The sequence below is a fragment of the Saccharothrix sp. DSM 118769 genome (assembly GCF_052936295.1).
On record NZ_CP193627.1, the window covers coordinates 4,813,148 to 4,836,029 of the forward strand.

At 72.2% G+C, this 22,882-nt stretch carries 20 protein-coding genes; 10 read left to right on the forward strand and 10 right to left on the reverse strand.

What is annotated here, in order from left to right; genetic code table 11:
* The first annotated feature begins 82 nt into the window (after nt 1-82).
* The 3 genes from ACRAKJ_RS20905 to ACRAKJ_RS20915 all read left to right on the forward strand — a co-directional run bounded on the left by ACRAKJ_RS20905 (nt 83) and on the right by ACRAKJ_RS20915 (nt 4,051).
* Nucleotides 83-817 carry an SDR family oxidoreductase gene (locus tag ACRAKJ_RS20905; RefSeq protein ID WP_438923309.1) on the forward strand — a complete coding sequence of 245 codons (735 nt, stop codon included), beginning with the start codon at nt 83-85 and terminating at the stop codon, nt 815-817.
* A 205-nt stretch (nt 818-1,022) separates the two neighbouring features.
* Entirely contained in the window at nt 1,023-2,516 is a 1,494-nt protein-coding gene (locus ACRAKJ_RS20910) for a PKD domain-containing protein (protein WP_438923284.1), read from the forward strand.
* A 32-nt stretch (nt 2,517-2,548) separates the two neighbouring features.
* Nucleotides 2,549-4,051 carry a PKD domain-containing protein gene (locus ACRAKJ_RS20915; protein WP_438923285.1) on the forward strand — a complete coding sequence of 501 codons (1,503 nt, stop codon included), beginning with the start codon at nt 2,549-2,551 and terminating at the stop codon, nt 4,049-4,051.
* Nucleotides 4,052-4,155: 104 nt separating this feature from the next.
* Here the strand turns inward: ACRAKJ_RS20915 and ACRAKJ_RS20920 are convergent, their stop codons facing one another.
* The 3 genes from ACRAKJ_RS20920 to ACRAKJ_RS20930 are packed head-to-tail and all read right to left on the reverse strand — an operon-like array spanning nt 4,156 to nt 6,834.
* Nucleotides 4,156-4,698: a hypothetical protein gene (locus ACRAKJ_RS20920; RefSeq protein ID WP_438923286.1), complete on the reverse strand. Its 543-nt coding sequence runs from the start codon at nt 4,696-4,698 to the stop codon at nt 4,156-4,158.
* Nucleotides 4,699-4,727: 29 nt separating this feature from the next.
* The gene (locus ACRAKJ_RS20925) at nt 4,728-6,014 is read right to left on the reverse strand and encodes a M20/M25/M40 family metallo-hydrolase (protein WP_438923287.1); all 1,287 of its coding nucleotides are present in this window, start codon (nt 6,012-6,014) and stop codon (nt 4,728-4,730) included.
* On the reverse strand, nt 6,007-6,834 hold the full coding sequence (locus ACRAKJ_RS20930) for a M55 family metallopeptidase (RefSeq protein ID WP_438923288.1): 828 nt from the start codon (nt 6,832-6,834) through the stop codon (nt 6,007-6,009). The genes ACRAKJ_RS20925 and ACRAKJ_RS20930 overlap by 8 nt, the downstream gene beginning before the upstream one ends.
* Nucleotides 6,835-6,950: 116 nt before the next feature.
* Here ACRAKJ_RS20930 and ACRAKJ_RS20935 point away from each other — a divergent pair, with 116 nt between their 5' ends.
* The 5 genes from ACRAKJ_RS20935 to ACRAKJ_RS20955 all read left to right on the forward strand — a co-directional run bounded on the left by ACRAKJ_RS20935 (nt 6,951) and on the right by ACRAKJ_RS20955 (nt 15,454).
* Nucleotides 6,951-8,717, forward strand: a complete 1,767-nt coding sequence (locus ACRAKJ_RS20935) for an ABC transporter substrate-binding protein (protein ID WP_438923310.1) — start codon at nt 6,951-6,953, stop codon at nt 8,715-8,717.
* Complete coding sequence (locus ACRAKJ_RS20940; RefSeq protein WP_438923289.1) at nt 8,714-9,670, forward strand: ABC transporter permease subunit; 957 nt, start codon at nt 8,714-8,716, stop codon at nt 9,668-9,670. The genes ACRAKJ_RS20935 and ACRAKJ_RS20940 overlap by 4 nt, the downstream gene beginning before the upstream one ends.
* Nucleotides 9,667-10,551, forward strand: a complete 885-nt coding sequence (locus ACRAKJ_RS20945) for an ABC transporter permease subunit (protein WP_438923290.1) — start codon at nt 9,667-9,669, stop codon at nt 10,549-10,551. The genes ACRAKJ_RS20940 and ACRAKJ_RS20945 overlap by 4 nt, the downstream gene beginning before the upstream one ends.
* Nucleotides 10,548-12,104, forward strand: a complete 1,557-nt coding sequence (gene nikE / locus ACRAKJ_RS20950) for a nickel ABC transporter ATP-binding protein NikE (RefSeq protein WP_438923291.1) — start codon at nt 10,548-10,550, stop codon at nt 12,102-12,104. Before ACRAKJ_RS20945 ends, nikE begins: the two co-directional genes overlap by 4 nt.
* Before the next feature lie 71 nt (nt 12,105-12,175).
* Nucleotides 12,176-15,454: a hypothetical protein gene (locus ACRAKJ_RS20955; RefSeq protein ID WP_438923292.1), complete on the forward strand. Its 3,279-nt coding sequence runs from the start codon at nt 12,176-12,178 to the stop codon at nt 15,452-15,454.
* On the opposite strand, the gene ACRAKJ_RS20960 is transcribed toward ACRAKJ_RS20955, so the two are convergent.
* The 3 genes from ACRAKJ_RS20960 to ACRAKJ_RS20970 are packed head-to-tail and all read right to left on the reverse strand — an operon-like array spanning nt 15,438 to nt 18,354.
* A complete protein-coding gene (locus ACRAKJ_RS20960) occupies nt 15,438-16,649 on the reverse strand; it encodes an acyl-CoA dehydrogenase family protein (protein ID WP_438923293.1) in 1,212 nt (403 codons plus the stop codon). The two genes, ACRAKJ_RS20955 and ACRAKJ_RS20960, sit on opposite strands and share 17 nt — an antisense overlap.
* Entirely contained in the window at nt 16,649-17,716 is a 1,068-nt protein-coding gene (locus ACRAKJ_RS20965; protein WP_438923294.1) for a phosphotransferase, read from the reverse strand. Before ACRAKJ_RS20965 ends, ACRAKJ_RS20960 begins: the two co-directional genes overlap by 1 nt.
* Complete coding sequence (locus tag ACRAKJ_RS20970; protein ID WP_438923295.1) at nt 17,713-18,354, reverse strand: HAD-IA family hydrolase; 642 nt, start codon at nt 18,352-18,354, stop codon at nt 17,713-17,715. Before ACRAKJ_RS20970 ends, ACRAKJ_RS20965 begins: the two co-directional genes overlap by 4 nt.
* A gap of 187 nt (nt 18,355-18,541) precedes the next feature.
* Between ACRAKJ_RS20970 and ACRAKJ_RS20975 the strand changes: the two genes are divergently transcribed.
* Nucleotides 18,542-19,366, forward strand: a complete 825-nt coding sequence (locus ACRAKJ_RS20975; protein WP_438923296.1) for an NmrA family NAD(P)-binding protein — start codon at nt 18,542-18,544, stop codon at nt 19,364-19,366.
* 4 nt (nt 19,367-19,370) lie between these two features.
* On the opposite strand, the gene ACRAKJ_RS20980 is transcribed toward ACRAKJ_RS20975, so the two are convergent.
* Both ACRAKJ_RS20980 and ACRAKJ_RS20985 read right to left on the reverse strand, forming a co-directional pair.
* Nucleotides 19,371-19,964, reverse strand: coding sequence for a DUF6886 family protein (locus ACRAKJ_RS20980; protein ID WP_438923297.1), 594 nt, complete (start codon nt 19,962-19,964; stop codon nt 19,371-19,373).
* A gap of 221 nt (nt 19,965-20,185) precedes the next feature.
* Nucleotides 20,186-20,623, reverse strand: a complete 438-nt coding sequence (locus ACRAKJ_RS20985) for an Hsp20 family protein (protein WP_438923311.1) — start codon at nt 20,621-20,623, stop codon at nt 20,186-20,188.
* Nucleotides 20,624-20,724: 101 nt separating this feature from the next.
* On the opposite strand from ACRAKJ_RS20985, the gene ACRAKJ_RS20990 reads away from it, so the two are divergent.
* Nucleotides 20,725-21,285 carry an HSP18 transcriptional regulator gene (locus ACRAKJ_RS20990; RefSeq protein WP_438923298.1) on the forward strand — a complete coding sequence of 187 codons (561 nt, stop codon included), beginning with the start codon at nt 20,725-20,727 and terminating at the stop codon, nt 21,283-21,285.
* A gap of 58 nt (nt 21,286-21,343) precedes the next feature.
* Here ACRAKJ_RS20990 and ACRAKJ_RS20995 read toward each other — a convergent pair whose 3' ends face one another.
* Nucleotides 21,344-22,024, reverse strand: coding sequence for a dienelactone hydrolase family protein (locus tag ACRAKJ_RS20995; RefSeq protein WP_438923299.1), 681 nt, complete (start codon nt 22,022-22,024; stop codon nt 21,344-21,346).
* The gene (locus ACRAKJ_RS21000; RefSeq protein WP_438923300.1) at nt 22,021-22,839 is read right to left on the reverse strand and encodes an LD-carboxypeptidase; all 819 of its coding nucleotides are present in this window, start codon (nt 22,837-22,839) and stop codon (nt 22,021-22,023) included. The genes ACRAKJ_RS20995 and ACRAKJ_RS21000 overlap by 4 nt, the downstream gene beginning before the upstream one ends.
* Between the last annotated feature and the right edge of the window lie 43 nt (nt 22,840-22,882).

Genomic DNA, 22,882 nt, shown 5'->3' on the forward strand with positions numbered 1-22,882 from the left:
CGGGCTCTCTAACGATCTCCAGCGCCCTCTACCAGGCCCTACCCGGTTACTTGGCAGGTTTCTCCCGTATCCCGGCGGTCCCCTGGTCACGGGCGGCACGAAGGGCACGGGCGCGGCGGTCGCCGCCCGGCTGGTCGAACTCGGGGCCCGGGTGACCGTCACCGCCCGGCACGCGCCGGCGGCGCCCGCGCCGGGCACGCGGTTCGTGGAGGCCGACACCTCCACCGCCGAGGGCGTGGCGCGGGTCGCCGCCGAGGTCGGCGAGGTCGACGTCCTGGTGCACGTCGTGGGCGGTTCCACCGCGCCGGCGGGCGGTGTGGCCGCGCTCACCGACGAGCACTGGGCGGCCGAACTGGTCCTCAACCTGCTCGGCGCGGTGCGCCTGGACCGCGCCCTGGTGCCGGGGATGGTGGCCCGCGGGCGCGGCGCGGTGGTGCACGTGACCTCCATCCAGCGCGAGATGCCGCTGCCCGAGTCGACGCTCGGCTACGCCGCGGCCAAGGCGGCGCTGACCACCTACAGCAAGGGCCTGGCCACCGAGGTCGCGCCGCACGGCGTGCGGGTCAACACCGTCGCGCCCGGCTTCATCCGCACGACGGCCGCCGACGCGATGGTCGCCCGCCTCGCCCGCGGCCGGGGCGTCACCGAGGCCGAGGCGCTGGAGGGGGTCATGGCCTCCCTGGGCGGCATCCCGCTGGGCCGCCCCGCCCGGCCCGAGGAGGTCACCGACCTGGTGGCGTTCCTGGTCTCGGACCGGGCCTCGGCCATCACCGGGGCGGAGCACCGCATCGACGGCGGCACCGTCCGCACCACCTGACCCGCACGATCTGACCCGCACCCCTCGATCCACCCCCCGAGAGGACCGGCACGACCGCGCTCCCCGCCGGCGGACGACGCAACCCGGCGGTCCGGACGGCCCAATTCCGGCGGTTGTCGGTGACGCTGCGCCCCCGGCCACCTGTATAAGGATCACAGGGGCCGTCCGCCACCAGGCGGGCGGGTGTTCAGGGGGGATCCACACGATGCTGTCCTTGCGACGGCGCGCGTCCGCGCGCGCCCGCATCACCGCGGTCGGCGCCGTCACGGCGCTGTTCGCCGTGCTGACGACCGGGGTCGCGCACGCCGAACCACCGTCGAACGACGACTTCGACCACTCGACGGCCGTCACGGCCTTGCCGTTCACCACCACGCAGGACACGAGCGAGGCGACCGGGGCGGACGACGACCCGTCCTGGTGCCAGTTCTACGACGTCGAAGGCGGCGTCTGGTTCCACCACACCGCGACCGAGGACGGTTACCTGCGCGCCACCACGGTGGGCAGCGACCACAGCACCGTCCTGTCGGCCAACACCGGCGAGCGCGGGAACCTGCGCGCCGCCGACCAGGCCTGCGACATCGGCTCCGACGCCACGATCACGTTCCGCGCCGCGGCGGGCACCACCTACCACTTCTTCGTCGCGGGCTACTCCGTCACCGGCGGCGCGCTGTCGTTCGCCCTGCACCCGGTCCCGGCCGCGGCCAACGACGCGTTCACCGCCGCCGAGCCGGTCACCGCGCTGCCGTTCACCGCGCGCCCGGACCTGTCGACCGCCACGTTCGAGGCCGACGAACCCGAGTCCGACTGCGTCTACGCCGAAACCGTGCCGTCGGTCTGGTACTCCTACACGCCGTCGGCGCGGACGTCGGTCACCGCGCGGGTCGAGCACGACGACGTCGTCGTCAGCGTCTACACCGGCGCGTCACCGCCCGAGCTGACCGAGGTGACCTGCAAGTCCTACTCCTACGACGACCCGACGACCTTCGGCGCCACCGCGGGCACCACCTACTACCTCAGGGTCACCGGCCCGCGGCAGAGCACCCGGCCCACCGCCCTGCACCTGGCCGAGGCACCGCCGCTGCGGCCCTACATCGGCAGGTCGACGTCGGAACCGTCGGTGTACGACGACGTCCACTTCACCGTCGAGTCGAACAACCGGGACGAGGAGCCGCTCAGCGCCACGTGGGACTTCGGCGACGGCACCACGGCCCCGGCCACGACCGGGGGCGTCCGGCACCGCTACACCGCCGACGGCGTCTACACCGTCACCATCGTCGTCACCTCGCCGGACGGCCGCACCGCCACGGCGAGCTCCCGGGTGGAGGTCGTGACGCACGACGTGGGGATCACCCGGTTCGACGTGCCGTCGTCCGCGCGGCAGGGCGAGACCAGGACGATCAAGGTGCACGTGGCGAACACGCGGCACCCCGAGACGGCGACCGTCGTGCTCTACAAGCGCACCAGGGACTACTGGACCGAGGTCGGCACGACGACCCTGCACGTCCCCGCGCACCCGACCCGCAAGGTGCAGTTCCCGTTCGCCCACACCTTCACCCCCGACGACGCCCTCGTCGGCAAGGTCGCCTTCCGGGCGCAGGTCACGCTGCCGTACCCGGTCCGCGACGCCCGCCCGATGGACAACGAGGTCATCTCCATCGCCACGACCGTGACCGGTCCGGCCGCGATGGCCGCCGCCTGACCGCCGCACCACCACTCCCGGGGGAGATCAGAATGACGCTGCCCACCCGGCGGCGGGCGTTCACGCGCCTGCGCACGCCGATCACCGGTCTCGTCGCCGCCGCGATCGCGGTGCTGGCACCGGGCGTCGCGCACGCCGCGCCGCCCGCCAACGACGACTTCGACCAGGCCACCGCCATCACCGCGCTGCCGTTCTCGACCAGGCAGGACACCACGGAGGCCACCAAGGCCGCCGACGACCCGACCGACTGCTACCACTGGGGCACGCGCAGCGTGTGGTTCCGCTACACCGCGACCGAGGACGCCCTGCTCAGGACCACCGTGTCCAGCACCGGGCAGTTGCCGCTCGTGGCCGTCTACACCGGCGAGCGCGGCGCGCTCACGCAGGTACCCGGGAGCTGCCGGAGGGACTACCCGACGAGGGCGTTCCCGGTGACCGCGGGCACGACCTACCACATCGAGGTGTTCGAGTACTCCTACGGCGGGCAGGTCGACTTCCGCCTCGCCACCGCCCCGCCCGCGCCGAACGACGACGTCGCCGCGGCGGCCCCCGTCGTGCTGCCGGCCGAGCTCACCGGCGACCTGAGCCTGGCGTCGACCGAGCCGGACGAGGTCCTGTCCAGCTGCGAGCAGGGCCTCGACCGCTCCGTCTGGTACCGCTACACGCCGGAGCGGACCCGCTCGGTGGCCGTGATGACGGGGTACGGCTCGCCCTCGATCACCGTGTACGAGGGTGCCGCGCCGGACGCGCTGACCGAAGTGGACTGCGTCGACTCCTACTCCGGGTACAGCGCCGTGTTCACCGCCACCGCGGGCCGGACCTACTTCGTCAAGTTCGCCAAGAGCGCCGAGCGGGCCTCGGAGTTCGCCCTGTCCCTGCTGAACGCGCCGGCGGTGCGCCCGGTCGCGTCGCCCTACCCGAACAACCCGTCCACCTTCGACGACGTGCGGTTCACCGCCTACTCCGGAGACCCCCTGAACCGCCCGCTGGTCAGCGGCGAGGTGAGGTTCGGCGACGGCACGTCCGCGCCGATCACCGGCGACGCCCTCGTGCACCGCTACGCCGCCGACGGCGAGTACCGGGTGGAGGTGACCGGCACGACCTCCGACGGGCGCACCGGTACCGGCGTGGAGACCCTGGTGGTCGAGACGCACGACGTGGGGCTGTCCGGCTTCACCGTGCCCGCCTCGGCCCGCGCCGGGCAGACCAAGCCGATCAGGGTGACGCTCGCCAACGGCACGGCCCGCGCCGAAACGGTCGAGGTGGACCTGCTGCGCCTGTCGGAGAGCGGGTACTACACCACCGTGGGCACGCTCAAGCAGTGGCTCGCCGGCGGGTCGCGCGTGGAGCTGCCGTTCGCCTACACCTACACCGCCGCGGACGTCGCGGCGGGCAAGGTGACGTTCAAGGTCCGGGTGGACGTCGACGGCCGGTACGACGGCGACGACAACCCCGCGGACAACGAGGTGGTGGCCGTGACGACGACCGTGCGCGCCGGCGCGACCACCGCGGACGACCCGCACTGCTGCCGCTAGACGGGTGGTGCGCGGGCCGGGGTGGTAGCCGGAGACGGACGAAGGGTGTCCAGGACCCGTTCGCGACGACGGTCCTGGACACCCTTCCCACCGCCCGGGTGCTTCTAGGAGAGCATCCAGCAGTAGAGCCGTTCCCCGCGGTCGCGGGCGTCGCGGGCGAGGTCGAGCAGCTCGGCGACCAGCGGGGCCAGGTCCTCGCCGCGCGTGCCCGCGCCGAACTCCTCGGCGCGGGCCCACTCGTCGGCGAACCGGGGCACGTCGGCGTGCTCCGCGCCGGCCAGGATGTCGCGCGTGGCGGTGTCGAGCTCCACCACCCAGGGCCCGGTCGCCCACGGGTCGTCGTCGTCCTCGGGGCCCAGCGGCCCGGGTGGCGGGGTGGTCGGCCACACGGCCGTCTGGGCGACGAGGCCGGGCCGCCACGGTCGGCCCGCGACGGCGGCGACGAGCTGCCCGAGCAGGACGTCGGGGTCGACGCCCTTGGCCTCGACCCCGACGAACGCGGGACCCTCGCCGTCGAGCACCGCGTCGCCGAGCACTGGGCCGCCGACAGCCGCGCCACCGACCAGTGGGCCGCCGTCCGCGGCGGCCACGGCCCGCACCACCGCCGCCGCGTCGGGCGCGCGGAAGTAGTCGATCAGCACACCCACGGTCTTCCTCCTCCTCTTCGGCAGGTCGGTCAGGACGACAGGAACCGGTCCAGCACCCGGGCGCCGAACCGCAGCCCCTCCACCGGCACGCGCTCGTCCACGCCGTGGGTCAGCGACCGGTAGTCGAAGCCCTCGGGCAGGTAGAGCGGCGCGAACCCGTAGCAGTCGATGCCCAGCCTGCTGAACGCCTTGGCGTCCGTGCCGCCGCCCATGCAGTAGGGCACGACGACGGCCTCGGGGTCCTCGGCGCGCAGCGCGTCGGCCATCGCCGCGAACCACGGCGAGTCGATCGGCGCCTGCACGGGCGGCTGGTGCTGCAGGAACTCCCGCCGCACGTCCGGTCCCAGCGCGGCGTCCACCGCGGCGAGCAGCTCGTCCACGGTGCCGGGCAGGGTGCGCACGTCGATCTCGGCGCTGGCGCTGCCGGGGATGACGTTGACCTTGTAGCCGGCGTCGAGGACGGTCGGGGTGGTGCTGTTGCGGACGGTGTTCTCCACCAGCCGCGCGGCGGGCCCGAAGCGGGCGATGGTGCCGTCGACGTCGTCGAGGTCCACCGGCACGCCCAGCGCGGCCCCGACCTGCTCGATGAACGCCAGCACCGACGGGGTGAGCCGCACCGGGTGCTCGATCGCGGCGATGCGGCCCAGGGCGTTGATGAGCTTGAGCACGGCGTTGTCGTCGTTGCGGCGCGAGCCGTGCCCGGCGCGGCCGGTGGCGGTCAGCCGCAGGTGCGACGTGCCGCGCTCGGCGGTGCCGATGGGGTAGACGCGCTTGTCGAAGGTGCGGTGGGAGAACCCGCCGGACTCGCTGATCGCGGCGGCGCACCCGGCGAAGTGCTCGGCGTGGTGCTCCACGAGCCAGTGCGCGCCGCAGGCCCCGGTGTCCTCCTCGTCGGCGACGAAGGCCAGCACGACGTCGCGGCGCGGTCGCCGCCCCTCGCGGGCCCAGGTGCCGACCACCGACAGGACCATGGCGACCATGTCCTTCATGTCGACCGCGCCGCGCCCCCACAGGTAGCCGTCGCGCTGGACGCCGGCGAAGGGCGGCACGCTCCACTCGGCCGGGTCGGCGGGCACCACGTCGAGGTGGGCCTGCACGAGCAGGGCGGGCAGGGCGGGGTCGGTGCCGGGCACGCGGGCCAGCACGTTGGTGCGGCGCGGCGCGGGTTCGAGCAGGGTCGCGGGCACGCCCGCGGCCTCCAGGTGACCGGCGACGAACTCGGCGGCCTCGCGCTCGCCGTTGGACTCGCCCCGGCCGTGGTTGGTGGTGTCGATGCGCAGCAGGGCCGCGCACAGGTCGACGACGTCCTCAGCCATAAATCCCCTCAACCGCCCCCGCGGCGATCGCCGTGACGACCTTGAACGCCTGCATCGCCCGGGTCGTGGAGGCGGCGTCGAACGCGACCCGGCGGGCGCCGATCAGCTCCACCGTAGGCACCACCGCCGCGGCGGCGGCCAGGTGGGTGGCGTCGAATTCCACCTCGACGCGGCGCGGGCGGGGGTCCGGGGCGGTGCGCCCGGCGCGGACCAGGGACTTCTCCGCGGCGGCGGCGATGCGCTCGGCGGTCACGGCGGGCGGCAGGCACACGGCGGCGTAGCGGCTCACGCACTCCTTCACCGCGACCAGCTCGGCGCGCGGGGCGTAGTCGCGGGCGTCCTCGCAGGTGCGGTCGTCGCCGGTGACCAGCAGGACGGGCACGCCGTGCTCGGCGGCCAGCGCCGCGTTGAGCAGCCCCTCGCTCGCGGGCCGCCCGTCGAGCCACACGCCGGTGATCGAGTTCTCCAGGTAGGTGTGGGCCAGCACACCCTCCTGGCCCGCGCCCGCGTGGTAGCCCAAGAAGGCGACCCCGTCGACTCCGGAGTCGATGCCCTGCATCATCGAGAGGGGTTTGTGCCGCCCGGTGAGCATCCGGGCGCGCGGGTCGAGGTCCTCCAGCAGGAGGTTGCGTTGCGACGAGTGCGCCTCGTTGACCAGCACGTCGGTCGCGCCGCCGGCGAAGGCGCCCGCGACGCAGGCGTTGACATCGCCGGTGAACAGCCGCCGGAAGCGCTGCCACTGCTCGGTCTGCGGCACGACGTCGGCGGTCCAGGTGACCCCCGTCGCGCCCTCCATGTCCGCCGAGATCAAGATCCGCATGCCACCACGGTAACCGCTCGTGGTCGCTTCTTGACGCAGACCTTGTTGCGGTGGTTACTTCTTGACTTCCACTAGGGGCGGAGGCGGTCACGGTGCGCGTGCGACGGCTCGGGGCGATGGCGGCGGCGGTGGGCCTGCTGGTCCTCACACCCACACCGGCGGTGGCCCAGGAGGCCCCACAGGCGGTCACCCTGCGTGTGGCCATCACCCAGCAGGTGGATTCCCTCAACCCGTTCCTGTCGATCTTCCAGGCGGGCACCGAGGTCGGCCGGCTCATGTACGACTACCTGACCGCCTACGACGCCGGCGACCAGCACCCCGTGGAGGGCCTCGCCAAGGAGTGGAAGTCCTCCGACGACCGCCTCACCTGGACCTTCACCATCCCGGAGGGCAAGAAGTGGTCCGACGGCAAACCCGTCACCGCCCGTGACGCGGCGTTCACCTACGACCTGATGATGCGCGACGAGGTCGCCGCCACCGCCAACGGCAGCTTCACCGCCGACTTCGAGTCCGTCACCGCCACCGACGACCGCACCCTGGTCATCAGGACCAGGCAGCCGCAGGCCACCATGCTCGCGCTGGACGTGCCGATCGTGCCCGAGCACGTCTGGTCGCAGGTCGCCGACATCGGCGAGTACCGCAACGACCAGACCCCCGTCGTGGGCAGCGGGCCGTTCGTCCTCACCGAGTACCGGGCCAACGAGTTCATCCGGTTCACGGCGAACCGGGACTACTGGCGCGGCGCGCCCAAGTACGACGAGCTGACCTTCAGCTACTACAAGACCGTCGACGCCGCCGCCCAGGCCCTCGCCAAGGGCGAGGTCGACCTGGTCAACCGGATGGGCCCCGCCCAGTTCGACTCGCTCAAGGACGAGGACGGCGTCACCGTCAACAAGGCCCAGGGCCGCCGGTTCAACGAGATCGTCGTCAACTCCGGCGCCGCCACCCGCGACGGCACCCCCATCGGCGACGGGCACCCCGCGCTCAAGGACGTCGTCGTGCGCCGCGCCATCGCCAAGGCCATCGACCTCGACGCGATCATCGAACGCGTCAACGGCGGCTACGCCCAGCGCGGCACCGGCCCCATCCCGCCCGTGTTCGCCTCCTACCACCTGGCCGAACCCGAGCGGGCCCGCGCGCACGACCCGGCCGCCGCCAACGCCGACCTCGACGCCGCCGGGTACGCCCGCGGCGCCGACGGCACCCGCGTCGGACCCGACGGCCGCCCCCTGGCGCTGCGCCTGCTCGGCCACGCCGGCCGCGCCTACGACGAGCAGACCTCCGAGTTCGTCAAGCGCTCGCTCGCCGACCTCGGCATCCCCGTCGACGTGCAGGTCGTCTCCGACAACCAGCTCAACGAGGCCAGCACCGCCGGCACGTTCGACCTGGTCTTCTCCGGCTGGGGCACCAACCCCGACCCCGACTACATCCTGTCGCTGCACACCTGCGGCCAGCGGCCCAACGCCGACGGCAAGGGCGGCACCACCGACACGTTCTTCTGCGACCCCGAGTACGACGCCCTCTACGCCCAGCAGCGCGCCGAGTTCGACCCGGCCAAGCGCCAGGAGCTGGTCAAGCGCATGCAGCAGCGCTTCTACGACCAGGTGCCCGCGGTGATCCTCGGCTACGACAACGCCCTGGAGGCGTACCGCAGCGACAAGTTCGCGTCCTTCCCCGTGCAGCCCGACCCGGGCGGCGTGATCATGGCCCAGAACGGGGTGTGGGGCTACTACGGCGCCACGCCCACCGACTCGGCGACCGGCGGCGGCACCTCCAACACCGGGCTGATCCTCGCCGTGGTCGGCGGCGCGCTCGTGGTCGCCGCGGCCGGCGTGTTCCTGGTGTCGCGGCGGCGCAGGGCGGGCGCCGGGGACCGCGAGTGATCAAGCACCTCGCGGGCAAGCTCGGCGGCGCCCTGGCCAGCCTCGCGTTCGTGGTCGTGCTCGGGTTCCTGCTGTTCCGGGTCATCCCCGGCGACCCCGTCGTGACCATGACACGGGGCCGCCCGGTGGGCGCCGAGCAGATCGCCGAGCTGCGCGCCCGCCTGGGCGTGGACGAGCCGCTGCCCGAGCAGTTCGCCGACTACCTCGCCGACGCGGTGCGCGGCGACTTCGGCACCTCCTACACCTACAGCCGGCCCGTGCTGGAGCTGATCGGCGAACGGCTGTGGCCCACCGTGCTGCTGGTGGGCACCGCCACCGCGCTGGCCGTGGTGCTCGGGCTGTGGCTGGGCATCCGCGGCGCGTGGCGGCGCGGGTCCCGGTTCGACCGGATCTCCACCGGGGCGGCCCTGGCGCAGTGGGCGATGCCGACGTTCTGGCTGGGCATGCTGCTGTCCATGGCCACCGGCGACCTGTTCCCCTCCGGCGGCATGCGCTACCCCGACACGCCACCGGACTTCCTGTCGCAGTCGCTGGACGTCGCCCACCACCTGGTGCTGCCGTGCCTGACCATGATCGCCGTGGTCTACGCCCAGTACCTGCTGGTCATGCGGTCCTCGCTGCTGGAGGAGATGCACGCCGACTACCTGACCACCGCGCGCGCCAAGGGGCTGCGCGACGACCTGGTGCGCCGCCGCCACGCCGTGCCCAACGCGCTGCTGCCGACCGTGACCCTGGTGTTCCTGCACCTCGGGCTCGTGGTGTCGGGCGCGATCACGGTGGAGACCGTGTTCTCCTGGCCGGGGCTGGGACTGCTGACCTACGAGGCGCTGACCGGACCGGACCTGCCGCTGCTGCAGGGCACGTTCGTGGTGCTGGCGGGAGCGGTGATCTTCATGAACGTGCTGGCCGACCTGGCCTACCGGGTGCTCGACCCGCGGGTGCGTGCGTCGTGACGGCGATCGCGCGGCAACGCCGCCTGGCCGCCGCGAAGGCCACCTGGCGCGAGTTCGCCTCCCAGCGCGGCGGCCTCGTCGGCCTGGTCGGGCTCGGCGTGATCGCGGTGCTGGCGCTGCTCGCGCCGCTGGTGACCGACACGGCCGGGCTGGACGTGACGCGGGTGACGGCCCGCCCGTGGCAGCCGCCGTCGGCGGAGCACTGGCTGGGCACCGACCACAACGGGCGCCCGGTGCTGCTGCTCACCTGGTGGGGCACCCGGATCTCGCTGGTCGTCGGCCTGGCGGCGACCGTGCTGTCCGTGCTCATCGGCACCGTCGTCGGCGTCGCCGCGGCCCACTTCGGCGGCTGGGCGTCGGCGGTGCTGATGCGGTTCACCGACTTCTTCCTCGTGCTGCCCTCCCTGGTGCTGGCCATCGCCCTGTCCACCGTGCTGCCGCGCGGCCTGGGCACGATCGTGCTCGCCATCGGCGTCACGTCGTGGCCCGCGACCGCGCGGCTGGTGCGGGCGCAGACCCTGGCGGTGGAGGCGCGGCCGTTCATCGAACGCGCCCGCGCCCTGGGCGGCGGCCACGCGCACGTCGTGGGCCGGCACGTGCTGCCCGCCGTGCTGCCGCTGGTGTTCGTCAACACCACGCTGACCGTGGCCGGCGCGATCGTCGCGGAGTCGACGCTGTCGTTCCTCGGGCTGGGCGACCCGACGCGCGTGTCGTGGGGGTCGATGCTGCACGCGGCGAACATCAACGGCGCGGTGTCGCAGCGCGCCTGGTGGTTCCTCATCCCGCCCGGCCTGGGCGTGGTGTGCGTGGTGCTGGCGTTCACGCTGGTCGGGCGGGCGCTGGAGACCGTGCTCAACCCGCGGTTGAAGGGGGAGCGGTGAGCCTGCTGGAGCTGCGGGACCTGAGCGTGCGCTACCGGGGCGCGGACGTCGACGCCGTGCGCTCGGTGACCCTGTCCCTGGCGGCGGGGGAGACGCTGGGGTTGGCGGGGGAGTCGGGCTGCGGCAAGTCCACCGTGGCCATGTCGGTGCTGCGGCTGCTGCCGCGCGACGCCCGCGTCGACGGGCAGGTGCTGCTCGACGGCGAGGACGTGCGCACCATGTCGTGGGGCCGGCTGCGCGCGGTGCGGTGGGCGGCGGCGTCCGTGGTCTTCCAGGGCGCGATGCACGCCCTCAACCCGGTGCACCGGGTCGGGGACCAGATCGCCGAGCCGATGCGGCTGCACGGCGTGCGCGGCTCGGTCGCCTCGCTGCTGGAGCAGGTCGAGCTGCCCGCCCGCGCGGCACGGGCCTACCCGCACGAGCTGTCGGGCGGGCAGAAGCAGCGGGTGATGATCGCGATGGCGCTGGCGTGCGAACCGAGGTTGGTCGTGGCCGACGAGCCGACCACCGCGCTGGACGTGGTGGTGCAGGCGCAGGTCCTCGACGTGCTCAAGCGCCTGGTGTCCGAACGCGGCATCGGCCTGGTGATGATCAGCCACGACCTGTCCGTGCTGGCGGCGACGTGCGACCGGCTGGCCGTGATGCGGGACGGCGTCGTCGTGGAGGAGGGCCCGGCGCGCGAGGTCATCCACCACCCCGCGCACCCGCACACCCGTGCCCTGGCCGCCGCGTTCCCCACCGTGGGCGACCCGGCGTCGCGGCACGTCACCCCCTCCGACGCGCCCCCGTCCTCCTCCCCGGCGCTGCTGCGCGCCGAGGGCGTCCGGGTCGACTACGGCCGCAACACCGCCGTGGCCGGCGTGGACCTGGAGGTCCGGGCGGGCGAGGTCCTGGCCCTGGTGGGCCAGTCGGGTTCGGGCAAGACCACCCTCGCCCGCACCCTGCTGGGCCTGCAACGCCCCACCGCCGGCCGGGTCGTCTTCGACGGCCGGCCACTGCCCCGCTCCAGCGCGGGCCTGCGCGCCTACCGCCGCCAGGTGCAGCTGGTGCTCCAGGACCCCACCAGCGCCCTGAACCCGAGGCACTCGGTGTACGAGGCGGTGGCCGAGGGCCTGCGCATCCACGGCGTCGACGGCGACGAGCGGGAACGCGTGGCCGAAGCCCTGTCCCAGGCCGAGCTCCGCCCCCCGGAACGCTTCTTCCCGTCCCTGCCCCACCAGCTCTCCGGCGGCCAGCGGCAACGCGTCGTCATCGCCGGGGCCCTGGCCCTGGGCCCGCGCCTGCTGATCGCCGACGAACCGGTGGCGTCGCTGGACGCCTCGGTGCGCGGCGAGATCCTGGCCCTGCTGCTGCGCCTGCGCCGGGACCTGGACCTGGGCGCCCTGGTGATCACCCACGACCTGGGCCTGGCCTGGACCATCGCCGACCGGGTGGCCGTCATGTACCGGGGCGAGATCGTGGAGCGGGGCACCGTGGAAGAGGTGCTGCTGGCGCCGCGACACGACTACACCCGCACCCTGCTGGCCGCCGTGCCGTCACACCACGTCCCCTGAGCCGCTCTTCTGCGGTCACCCGCGCGCCCTCGTGCCGGATGATCGGTCTCGTGCGGTGGTGGGGAAACCGGGTGAAGGGCGACGTGCAGGGGTCCGTCGTCCAGGCACGCACGATCCAGGGCGACGTCCACCTGCACACCTCCGCTCCGCCGGTGCACAACCCCTACCTCAGAGCCGTGCGGGAACTGGCACCTCGAGAGCTGGTAGGCCGTCGAGACGAACTCGACGCCCTCGCCAACTTCTGCACCTCACCGGTCACCGGGGGACGTTACGGCTGGTGGCGGGGAGAGGCGTGGTCGGGTAAGACGGCCCTGTTGTCCTGGTTCGTCCTGCATCCACCACCAGCGGTGCGGCTGGTCCCGTTCTTCATCGTCGCACGCAGCTCGAAGCAGAACAGCCGCTCGGACTTCGTCGACAACCTGCTGGTACAGCTATCGGCCCTGCTCGGACTCCCATCGCCGCAGCCGCCACCCGCACTCGCGGAGGCGGAAGTGCTCACCCTGCTGGACAGGGCGGCCGAGTGGTGCCACGTACGAGGCGAGCACTTCGTACTCGTCGTCGATGGCTTGGACGAGGACCACGGCGTCGACGGTACGGGTCACGCGCACAGCATCGCCGCCCTCCTGCCTGCTGTTCTACCCGAGGGAATGAAGGTGATCGTGACCGGCCGCGAGTTCCCACCGCTACCGGGCGACGTCCCGGCGCATCACCCATTGCACGACCTGTCGGTCGTCCGCCCACTCAGCCCGTCGCCTGCGGCGAAGGCCATCCGGCACGAGATGGAACGGGACCTGAAGAAGCTCCTGGCAGGCCCGCTGGATGGACAGGACCTGCTTGGTCTGGTCACAGCGTCGGGCGGAGGACTAACCGCTGTGGACCTCGCGGAACTGACCGGCCTTTCGGAGTTGCAGGTCGAGGACCGCCTGCACACCGTTACGGGTCGTAACTTCCAGAACAACCCGGACGTGGCTTCTGAGGGTTACCTTCTGGCGCATGAGGAACTGCAACGGACCGCCTTGGACCTGTTCGGCGCCCGTATCCACGATTACCGGAACCGACTTCACGACTGGGCGGCCACCTACACCGCTCGCATGTGGCCCCCTAACACACCCGAGTACTTGCTGCGGGGCTACTACGCCATGCTCATCGAGACCGGCGATATCGATCGAGCAGTCGTGCACGCGACGGACCCGGCCCGACAGCGCCTCCTCCGTTCTCGTGTTAACGCCGATGGAGCCGCGCTGGCCGACATCACCACCGCTCAGGACTTCCTGCTCCGTCAGGAGGACTCAGATCCCGTTCTGACCGCTCGACTGGCGGTCCACCGGCAGCACCTCCACCGTCTCAACCAGGCCATTCCGTCGTGGTTGCCTGCGGGGTGGACGCGTTTGGGTGACCATGAGCGGGCCGAACAGATGGCCGATTCCATACCGGATCTGCCCGATCGGGTCGCCGCTTTGGTTCTGATGTCGAAAACCGCTCGAGAGGAACAGCCGAGCCTCGCCGCCAAGTTGCTCGAAAAAGCCGCGAAAATAGCCCGCCCACTTAATCAGTACCTTGGCGTGCGCTCGCTGCTCTCCGTGTCGGAGGCGTATGCGGAATCGGGATCAAGTGACCGCGCCCGAGAACTGCTGGATCATGTGGAAAATGAATCACAACGAGCCTTCGCACTGGCTTCATTGGCTGCCGCGACAGATGAAATTGATGAGGCCGCCTCCTTGCTGGCCGAATCGGACAAAATCGAAAAAGCGGCCCGTAAGACTGACGGGGAACTCTTCCCGTTCGCTGAACGGAAGATGAAGGCCAGTCTGGATCATCTCATCGCAACCGTGGCCGCCTCGGCGGTGGTCGGCGACCGTGAACGTGTCGGACAAGCTTTGCGTGAGATCGAAACTCGGCTTACCGGGGACGAAAAAATATTTTCTGTTCGAGCCGCAGTCGCTGCTGCTGATGCGGGCGAATACGACTACGCTTTCCGGTTCGAGCGGCTTGCCCGCGAAGTGTCGGAGGTTCAGTGGGTCACGATGCGCATCATCTACGCCGCCGGCGCCGAGTGTCCCGAGGAGGCCGAGTCGCTGGCGCGCGCAACGGATGACGATGTCGTTCTCTGTGAAAGACTGGCCTACCTGGCGGAAGCGTGGGTTAGACAGCGCGACGAGTCTGACGTCCGACGTTTGATCATTGATATAGAGACTACTGCCGAAAGAATGCCAGAGGTGGCCGCGCGAGGTAGGGGTATGCTATGGGCCGCCTTGGCGTCGGCCAACTCGAGCAACTTCGACCGTGCTATGGAGCTTGCTCGTCAATATGCCTCGTCAGCCCACGAACCAGCGGACCTAGTGCGCGCCATCGCGGCGTCCTTCATGCGTGCGGGCAGGCTCGACGACGGACGTGAAATGCTGATCCTGTCCGAGGAACTGGCTCGGTTCGGCACTGATCATGCCGGAGAGGATCGACGTTGGGTTCTGTGGATCAAAACGGCGGTGGACGTCGGGGATGTCGCCCGAGCCATCCGGCACACTGCCGCATTGGAGGACGAGACGGCACGTTCTGCGGCGTGGACAGCCATCGCAGAAGGAGCCATGGCAGTCGATTCTCTTAATTCTGCCATCCACGCGCTTGAGCTTATCGAGGTCCCGTGGATGCAGCGTCGAGTTCGCCTGGACCTCATTCGCAAATTGACGTCAACAGGCGACCCCGGACAGGCTGAGTCGATTGCTCGCACAACGCCCGACGAGGTGCATCGGGTACAAGCCTTGGCACTTGCCGCTGTTGTCCTGCGCAAACCGGAGTTGCTCGACGAGGCTGTAGAACTCGCAGTATACCCGCCGGGCAATGACGAAGATCTCGCTACTTGGCTAAACCTACTGGAGTATGCGGCAGAACTCGGGGACACGAGGCGGGTAAACGACCTGGCAAAGCGCATCCGTGACGCCGCGCAGGCGCTAACCGAAGAAGTGGAAGCCACCGAAACGCGAACTTCGTCGATCGCGAGTATTACCCACAGCCTACTGTCCGGTCGAATCAGGAAGATAACAAAACTTATCGACCTGCTGTCCGGCCGAATCAGGACGATGACAGAACTCATCGACGAAATTCGCAGCGTAAGAGCATTTTTTCTTCGCACACCGGAACCGGCGTACACCAGCATCATCCCGGAAATCGATGGGCTGCGACTGCAGTTGATCCCGATGGAAGATCGGACACTGTCGTGGGAACTTACCGTCCAGGACTGGCGGTACCACGTGGAGGAGTTGGTCGAGCTCCGGCCGGACGCCTACTCCGCCATCGTCGAGGAGTTGGACGCCCTGGCCGGAGCACGGCCGGGTGGTCCTACAGGTACTTCTTGATCTCCCGCTTGGCCAGCGACATGCGGTGGACCTCGTCGGGGCCGTCGGCCAGGCGCAGGGTCCGCGCGGAGGCCCAGAGTTCGGCCAGGGGGTAGTCCTGGCTCACCCCGCCGGCGCCGTGGGCCTGGATGGCCTTGTCGAGGACCCACTCGGCCATGAGCGGGGTGCCGATCTTGATGGCCTGGATCTCGGTGTGCGCGCCCTTGTTGCCGACGGTGTCCATCAGCCACGCGGTCTTGAGGACGAGCAGGCGGGCCTGTTCGATGCGCACGCGGGACTCGGCGATCCACTCCTGCACGACGCCCTGGCGCGCGAGGGGCTTGCCGAAGGCGACGCGTTCGACCGCGCGGCGGCACATGAGTTCCAGGGCGCGTTCGGCGATGCCGATCAGGCGCATGCAGTGGTGGATGCGGCCGGGGCCGAGGCGGGCCTGGGCGATGGCGAAGCCCTCGCCCTCGCCGGCGATGAGGTTGTCCGCAGGCACGCGGACGTCGTCGAACACGACCTCGGCGTGCCCGCCGTGGGAGGCGTCGGTGTAGCCGAAGACGTGCATGCCGCGCTTGACGTGCACGCCCGGGGTGTCGCGGGGCACGAGGATCATCGCCTGCTGGCGGTGGCGTTCGGCGTCGGGGTCGGTCTTGCCCATGACGATGAACACCGCGCAGTTGGGGTTCATCGCCCCGGAGGACCACCACTTGCGGCCGTTGACCACGTACTCGTCGCCGTCGCGCACGATGCTGGTGGCGATGTTGGTGGCGTCGGAGGAGGCCACGTCGGGTTCGGTCATGCAGAACGCGGAGCGGATCTCGCCGTCGAGCAGGGGGCGCAGCCACTGCTTCTTCTGCTGCTCGGTGCCGAACATGGCCAGCACCTCCATGTTCCCGGTGTCGGGCGCGGCGCAGTTGAGCGCCTCCGGGGCCAGGTGCGGGCTGCGGCCGGTGATCTCGGCCAGGGGCGCGTACTGGAGGTTGGTCAGGCCGGCGCCGTGCTCGGCGTCGGGCAGGAACAGGTTCCACAGGCCCTGGCGGCGGGCCTCGGCCTTGAGGTCCTCGATGACGGCGGGGCGCGCCCACGGGTCGGCGGCCTCGGCGAGCTGGCGCTCGGCGACGGGTTCGGCGGGGTAGACGAACTCGTCCATGAACCGCAGCAGCCTCCCGCGCAGTTCCTCGGTGGTGGGGTCGTAGGCGAAGTCCATCAGTGCTCCCCTGCGGTCGCGGCGAGTCCCTGCCCGACCAGCGGCAGGGTGAGGTGGCCGATCTGGTCGAACCCGGCGCCCACGGTCTTGCCCCGGGTGAAGCGGAAGTGGATGCCCTCCAGGATCACGGCGAGCTTGAAGTAGGCGAACGCCGTGTACCAGGCGAGGTCGCTGACGTCGGCGCCGCTGCGCTCGGCGTAGCGGCGCACCATCTCGTCGGCGGTGGCGAACCCGGGCAGCGTGGGCACGGTGCCGGTGATGGGGTCGTCCTCGCGCGCGCCGATGCCGTTCCAGTACACGCACAGCAGGCCGACGTCGGCGAGCGGGTCGCCGAGGGTGGCCATCTCCCAGTCGAGGACGGCGCCGATGTCGAGCGGGTCGTCGGTGACCAGCACGTTGTCGAGCCGGTAGTCGCCGTGCACGATCGTGGCGCGGGCCGAGCGGGGCACGGTGCGGGCGAGCCGGTCGCGCAGCTCGTCGATGCCGGGCAGGTCGCGGCTGCGGGAGGCGTCGAGCTGCTTGCCCCAGCGGGTGACCTGGCGGGTGAGGAAGCCCTCGGGGCGGCCGAAGTCGGACAGGCCGACCTCGGCGGGGTCGACGGCGTGCAGGTCGGCCAGCACGTCGACGAGCCGGTCGGACAGGGCGCGCGCCTTGTCGGGGGTCATCCAGGGGCACTGGTCGCGGTGGCGCAGGGCCTGCCCGGGGACCTCCTCCATCAGGTAGAACGGCGCGCCGAGGACGTCGACGTCCTCGCACAGCAGCTCGACGCCGGGCACGGGCACGGCGGTGCCGGCGAGGGCGGAGATGACGCGGTGCTCGCGGCCCATGTCGTGGGCGGTGGCGAGCACGTGGCCCAGCGGCGGGCGGCGCAGCACCCAGCGGTGGGTGCCGTCGGTGACCCGGTAGGTGAGGTTGGAGCGGCCGCCGGGGATGAGCTCGCCGGTCAGCGGGCCGGTGCCGAGGTGGGCGGCGAGCCTGTCCAGGTCCAGCCCGGGCAGCCCGGGGGCGGCCGGGTCGGGAGTGGCCGGGTCGGTGGTGGGGTGGTCGGTGGTGGGGTGGTCGGTCATGCCGCGGCTCCCCTGAGCTGGTCGATCACGGCGCGCGTGGAGTCGGCGTCGGTGTGCCGGTGGGCGTGCATGCCCACGGCGCGGGCGCCCTCGACGTTGACGGGGGCGTCGTCGAAGAACGCGCAGCGGTGGGCGGGCAGGCCGAGCCGGTCGAGGGTGTGCTCGAAGATGCGCGGGTCGGGTTTGCGCAGCCCGACGCGGCCGCTGATCACGATGGTGTCGAACAGCTCCAGCAGCAGTTCCTCGGGGTAGCCCTCGCCCCAGCTGTTGGACAGCAGCGCGGTGGTGACGCCGTCGGCGCGCAGCCCGCGGACCAGGTCGACCATCTTCGGGTCGGGGTGGGCGCTGCCGAACATGCGGCGCAGCAGGCCCTGCGCGGCGATCCCCCGGCCGTCGAGGGTGACCAGTTCGGCGGCCAGCAGCGCCTCGAACTCGTGCGTGGTCAGCTCGCCGGTCTCCAGGCGGTGCACGGGGTTGTCCGGGGCGGCCTCGCGCCCCATCCAGCCGCGCATGGTGGCGCCGTAGCGCTCCCGGTCGATGTTCTCGGTGCTCAGCCAGTCCTCGATGAAGGCGGGCACGGAGACCGTGAGCACGCCGCCCCAGTCCAGCACCACCGCGTCGATGCGCCGTTCGTCCACGTCGCGAGGGTACCGACCGGTCGGTATGTGGGCAAGCGGTGTGCGCGGCACGCATTTTCGGAAAACGTGAACGCGGCGTTCATGTTTGACAATTCGCCATTTGCGCGGGCATTCTGCCCACTCCACGCCATTTCCCGCGTCCGCACGCCCTTCACCAGGGCTTCTTCGCCATTCCCGGAGGATTTCCATGCCCGTTCTCGTCACCGGCGCGACCGGCACCGTGGGCGGCGCGGTGGTGCGCCGACTGATCGCCGAGGGGCAGGAGGTCCGCGCGCTCACCCGCGACCTCCGTGCCCGGCTGCCCGCCGGGGTGCAGGTGGTGACGGGCGACTTCACCGACCCGTCGTCGCTGGTCCCGGCGCTGCATGGGGTCGAGCGGGTGCACCTGGTGTCGGTGGACGGCGACGGCCCGGCGATCGTCGACGTGCTGCGCGCGGCGGGCGTGCGGCGGCTCACGCACCTGGGCCACCACGACCCGGGCCGGTCCGACGACGACCCGCTGGAGTCCTGGCACCGGGTGTTCCACCGGGCGATCGAGTCCTCGGGCATCGGGTGGACCCACCTGTTCCCGGGCGAGTTCATGGCCAACACCCGCGAATGGGCGCCCTCGATCCGCGCGGAGGGCGTCGTGCGCGCGCCGTTCGGCGACTGGAACAGCACCCTGGTGCACGAGGACGACATCGCCGCGATCATCGTGCGGGCGCTGCTGACCGAGGGGCACGAGGGGCGCACCTACCGCCCCACCGGGCCGGGACCGGTGCGCCGCCGCGACGCGGTGCGCCTGATCGGCGAGGCCCTCGGGCGGCCGGTCGGGTTCGTCGAACTGACCCCCGACCAGGCGCGCGAGCTGTGGCGCGGGGTCTACCCGCCGCAGGTCGTGGAGTGGTTCCTGGAGATGGGCCGGTACCCGGAGGGCAACAACTGGGTGTCCCCGGACGTCGAGGAGGTGCTGGGTCGCCCGGCGCTGGACTTCGCCCGGTGGGCGCGCGAGCACGCCGACGACTTCCGCTGACCGGTCACGCGGTGCGGCCCGGGGCCGGGGAGGGCGCCGGGAGGAGAGCAGGGCGGGGAGCCGGGAAGGGGGTCGGGTCGGGGTCGGGCCGGGCGTTGCGCAGCCTGATGCCGCTGAACCCGAACGTGCCGCGCACCGCCCGCCGCCAGAACCGCCACAGGTCGGTGGTGAGCCGCAGTTCGATGCCCGCCCCCTCGTGCAGCGCGAGCAGGTCGCCGACGGGTTCGGGGTCGCCGAGCGGTTCGACGGGCACGGTGGCGACGTGGGCGTTGGGCGGGTCGCCGAACGGCCGGAACGCGGCGGCGTCGAGCCGGTAGGCGTAGAGGCGGGCGGTGCGCAGCCGGTCGAGCCAGCCGTACTCGACGACGTGCACGCGCTCGGCGCCCAGCCACGCCCGGTCCTCGGCGGTGGTGGCGGGTCCGGTCCGCACCAGGGCGCGCGGGCACTGGCGGGGGAACCAGTAGTCGGGGGCGCGGTCGTGGTCGACGGCCCACACGTACGGGTCGGCCTGGCGCGCGGTGGGCGCGACGCGCGGTTCGAAGCGGGTGATGGTCGGGTCTTCGGAGAAGTGCAGGACTTGACCGGGTGCCGGGCGCATGACCGGTGATCCTGGCGGGCGCGCGGCCTCCCGGGCCACCGGGAAACCGTCGCCCGGCGGCGGCGCCGCCGGGCCGAGGCCGGCGCCCACCCGGCGAGCCCGGGCACGGGCGGGCGGTGTGCGCGCCGGGCGGACATCGGCAGCCCGTGCCCGGCGCGCACACCGCCGTGTGCTGTCCGAGGTCCCGTACCCCGCGGCACCGTGTGCGGCGGGGCGGGGGATCAGGCGTCGATCTCCTTGCGGCCGGTGTCGGCGGTGCCGATGGCGATCCTGCGCGGCTTGGCCTTCTCCGCGATCGGGATGCGCAGCGTGAGCACGCCGGAGTCGTAGTCGGCGCGGATGTGCTCGGTGTCGAGGGTGTCGCCGAGGAACAGCTGGCGGGAGAACACGCCCAGGGGCCGCTCGGAGACCTGCATCTCGACGCCGTCGGTCCGCCGGTTCGGGCGGCGCTCGGCCTTGACGGTCAGCACGTTGCGCTCGACGTCCAGCTCGATCGCGTCGGCGGTGACGCCGGGCAGGTCGAACTCGACCACGAACTCCTCACCCGCGCGGTAGGCGTCCATCGGCATGGGCGTCGGCCGCGACCAGGTGCCCGGGCCGGAGAGGAACTGCTGCGCCAGCCGGTCCAGCTCCCGGAACGGGTCGGTGCGCATCAACATCGGGAACACCTCCTGGTTGGTCTGGTCAATGCGCTGCGACTCCGGTTCTACCACGTCGTCATCTCGTTGACAACCCTCCTGGTCGTCACTAGGTTGACGTCATGGCGAGCGGTGACTACGAGACCATCCGGGACGCGGTCGAGGGCGACGGGCGCGGCGTCGAGCAGGTGCTGGAGGCGCTGGTGCTGCTGCGCGGGCTGCGCGAGGAGCTGGCCGGGTGGGAGCCGCGGCTGATCGCCTCGGCGCGCGCGATGGGCACCAGCTGGGCCGAGCTGGCGCCGGCGCTGGGCCTGGCCAGCCGGCAGGCCGCCGAGCGCCGCTACCTGCGGTTGCGCCCGTCGGAGGTGGAGGACACGGCCGAGGGCCGGGTGCGCGCCGAGCGGGACAGGCGCGCGGGCGAGCGGGCGGTGTCCCGCTGGGCGCGGGAGAACGCGGGGTCGCTGCGCAGCCTGGCGGGCCAGGTCGGCCGGGTGGACGTGGTGGTGCGCCGCGCTCTGGAGGTGGACGACGTCGTCGCGCTGATCGGGCCGCTGGTGGAGTCGGTGGTGCGGGTGCGGGTGGACAACCCGGAGCTGGCCCGCGAGATCCAGGCGGTCGGCGACCGGGCGGAGGAGGTGCGGCGCGACACGCGGGTGCTGCGGGAGAGCCAGGCCCGCCGCTGACCACCCGGACCGACGGGGGCGGCCGGCCCGGAGCGGGGCGGGCGACCGGCGTCGGGTGTCAGGTGACGGGCAGGGCGCGGGCGAGGAACGAGGTGGTCAGCTCCCAGGCGGCGGCCGCGGCGACCGGGTCGTGGAACCGGGGCGCGACGTTGTTGTGGAAGGCGTGGCCCGCGTCCTCCTGGACGTGGACCTCGGCGCCGGGGTGCCCGGCGACGGCGTCGACGACCGCCTGCACGGCCTCGCGCGGGATGTAGGGGTCGCGGCCGCCGAAGTGGAACTGGACGGGGCAGTCGACCCGCCCCAGCTCGCCGATCCGCTCCGGGACGGTGGAGCCGTAGAAGGACACCACCGCGTCGGGCGTGCCCGCGACGGCCGCTTCGTAGGCCATCGAGCCGCCGAGGCAGAAGCCCAGCACCCCGGCGCGGCCGGTGCGGGTGCGCAGCCCGTCGAGGGTGGCCAGCACGTCGGCGACGCCCAGCGCCGGGTCGAAGCGGGAGGCGACGTCCATCGCCTCGGCGACGCCGGCCTCGTCGTGGCGGCCGACCCAGCCGGGGGTGGTGCGCCGGAACAGCTCGGGTACGGCGACGACGTAGCCCAGCGCGGCGAGGTCGGCCGCGACGGAGCGCAGGTAGTCGTCCAGGCCGAAGATCTCCTGGACGAGGACCAGGCCGGGGCCGTCGCCGGCGGGCGGTTCCCAGACGGGGGCGTCGAACGCGCCGTCGGCTGCTTCGATCTTCACGCCACCACGGTTACCACACCGGTGCGGCCGTCGACCTCGACCGACACGCCCAACGGCAGGGTGAGCTGACCCGCGCAGTGGCCGAAGGGCACGTCGGCGACGATCGGCACGCCGAGGTCGCCGAGCCGGTCGGCGAGCACGGGCGCGGCGTCGCCGCAGTCGGTCCACGAGCCCAGGACGAGCGCGGCGACGTCGGCGAACCACCCGGTGCGCCGCATGCCGGTGAGCATCCGGTCGAGCCGGTAGGGGTCCTCGTCGACGTCTTCGAGCAGCACGACCGCGCCGGGTGGCGGCGGGGTCTCGGCCAGCAGGCTGAGGTTGCCGCCGAACGCGGTGCCGCGGGCGGTGCCGGGCGCGGCGGGGGTGCCGCGCACGCCGGTGACGCCGGTGAACAGCGCGCGGCGCAGGTGCTCGCGGGCGACGTCGTCCTCGACGAACGCCCTGGTGCCGATCATCGGCCCGAACCAGGTGGCGTGCCCGAGCGCCTGGAGGCGGGCGTGCAGCACGGTGGTGTCGCTGGAGCCGGCGAAGACCTTGCGGTGCGCCGCGACGGCGGTCCAGTCGACCAGGTCGACCATGCGCAGGCTGCCGTAGCCGCCGCGGCAGCACAGCACGCCCGCCACGGTCGGGTCCAGCCACGCCCGTTCCAGGTCGCGGGCGCGGTCGGCGTCGCGGCCCGCCAGGTAGGGCAGGTCGGGGTGGGTGTCGAGGACGCCGGGGGCGAGGTGGACGTCGAGGTCCCACGCGCGCAGCCACGCCACGCCCGCGTCGAGCAGGGTCGGGTCGACGGGCCCGGCGGGGCTGATGACGACCACCCGGTCCCCCGCCCGCAGCAGCGGCGGCCCGGCCGGAGCAGGC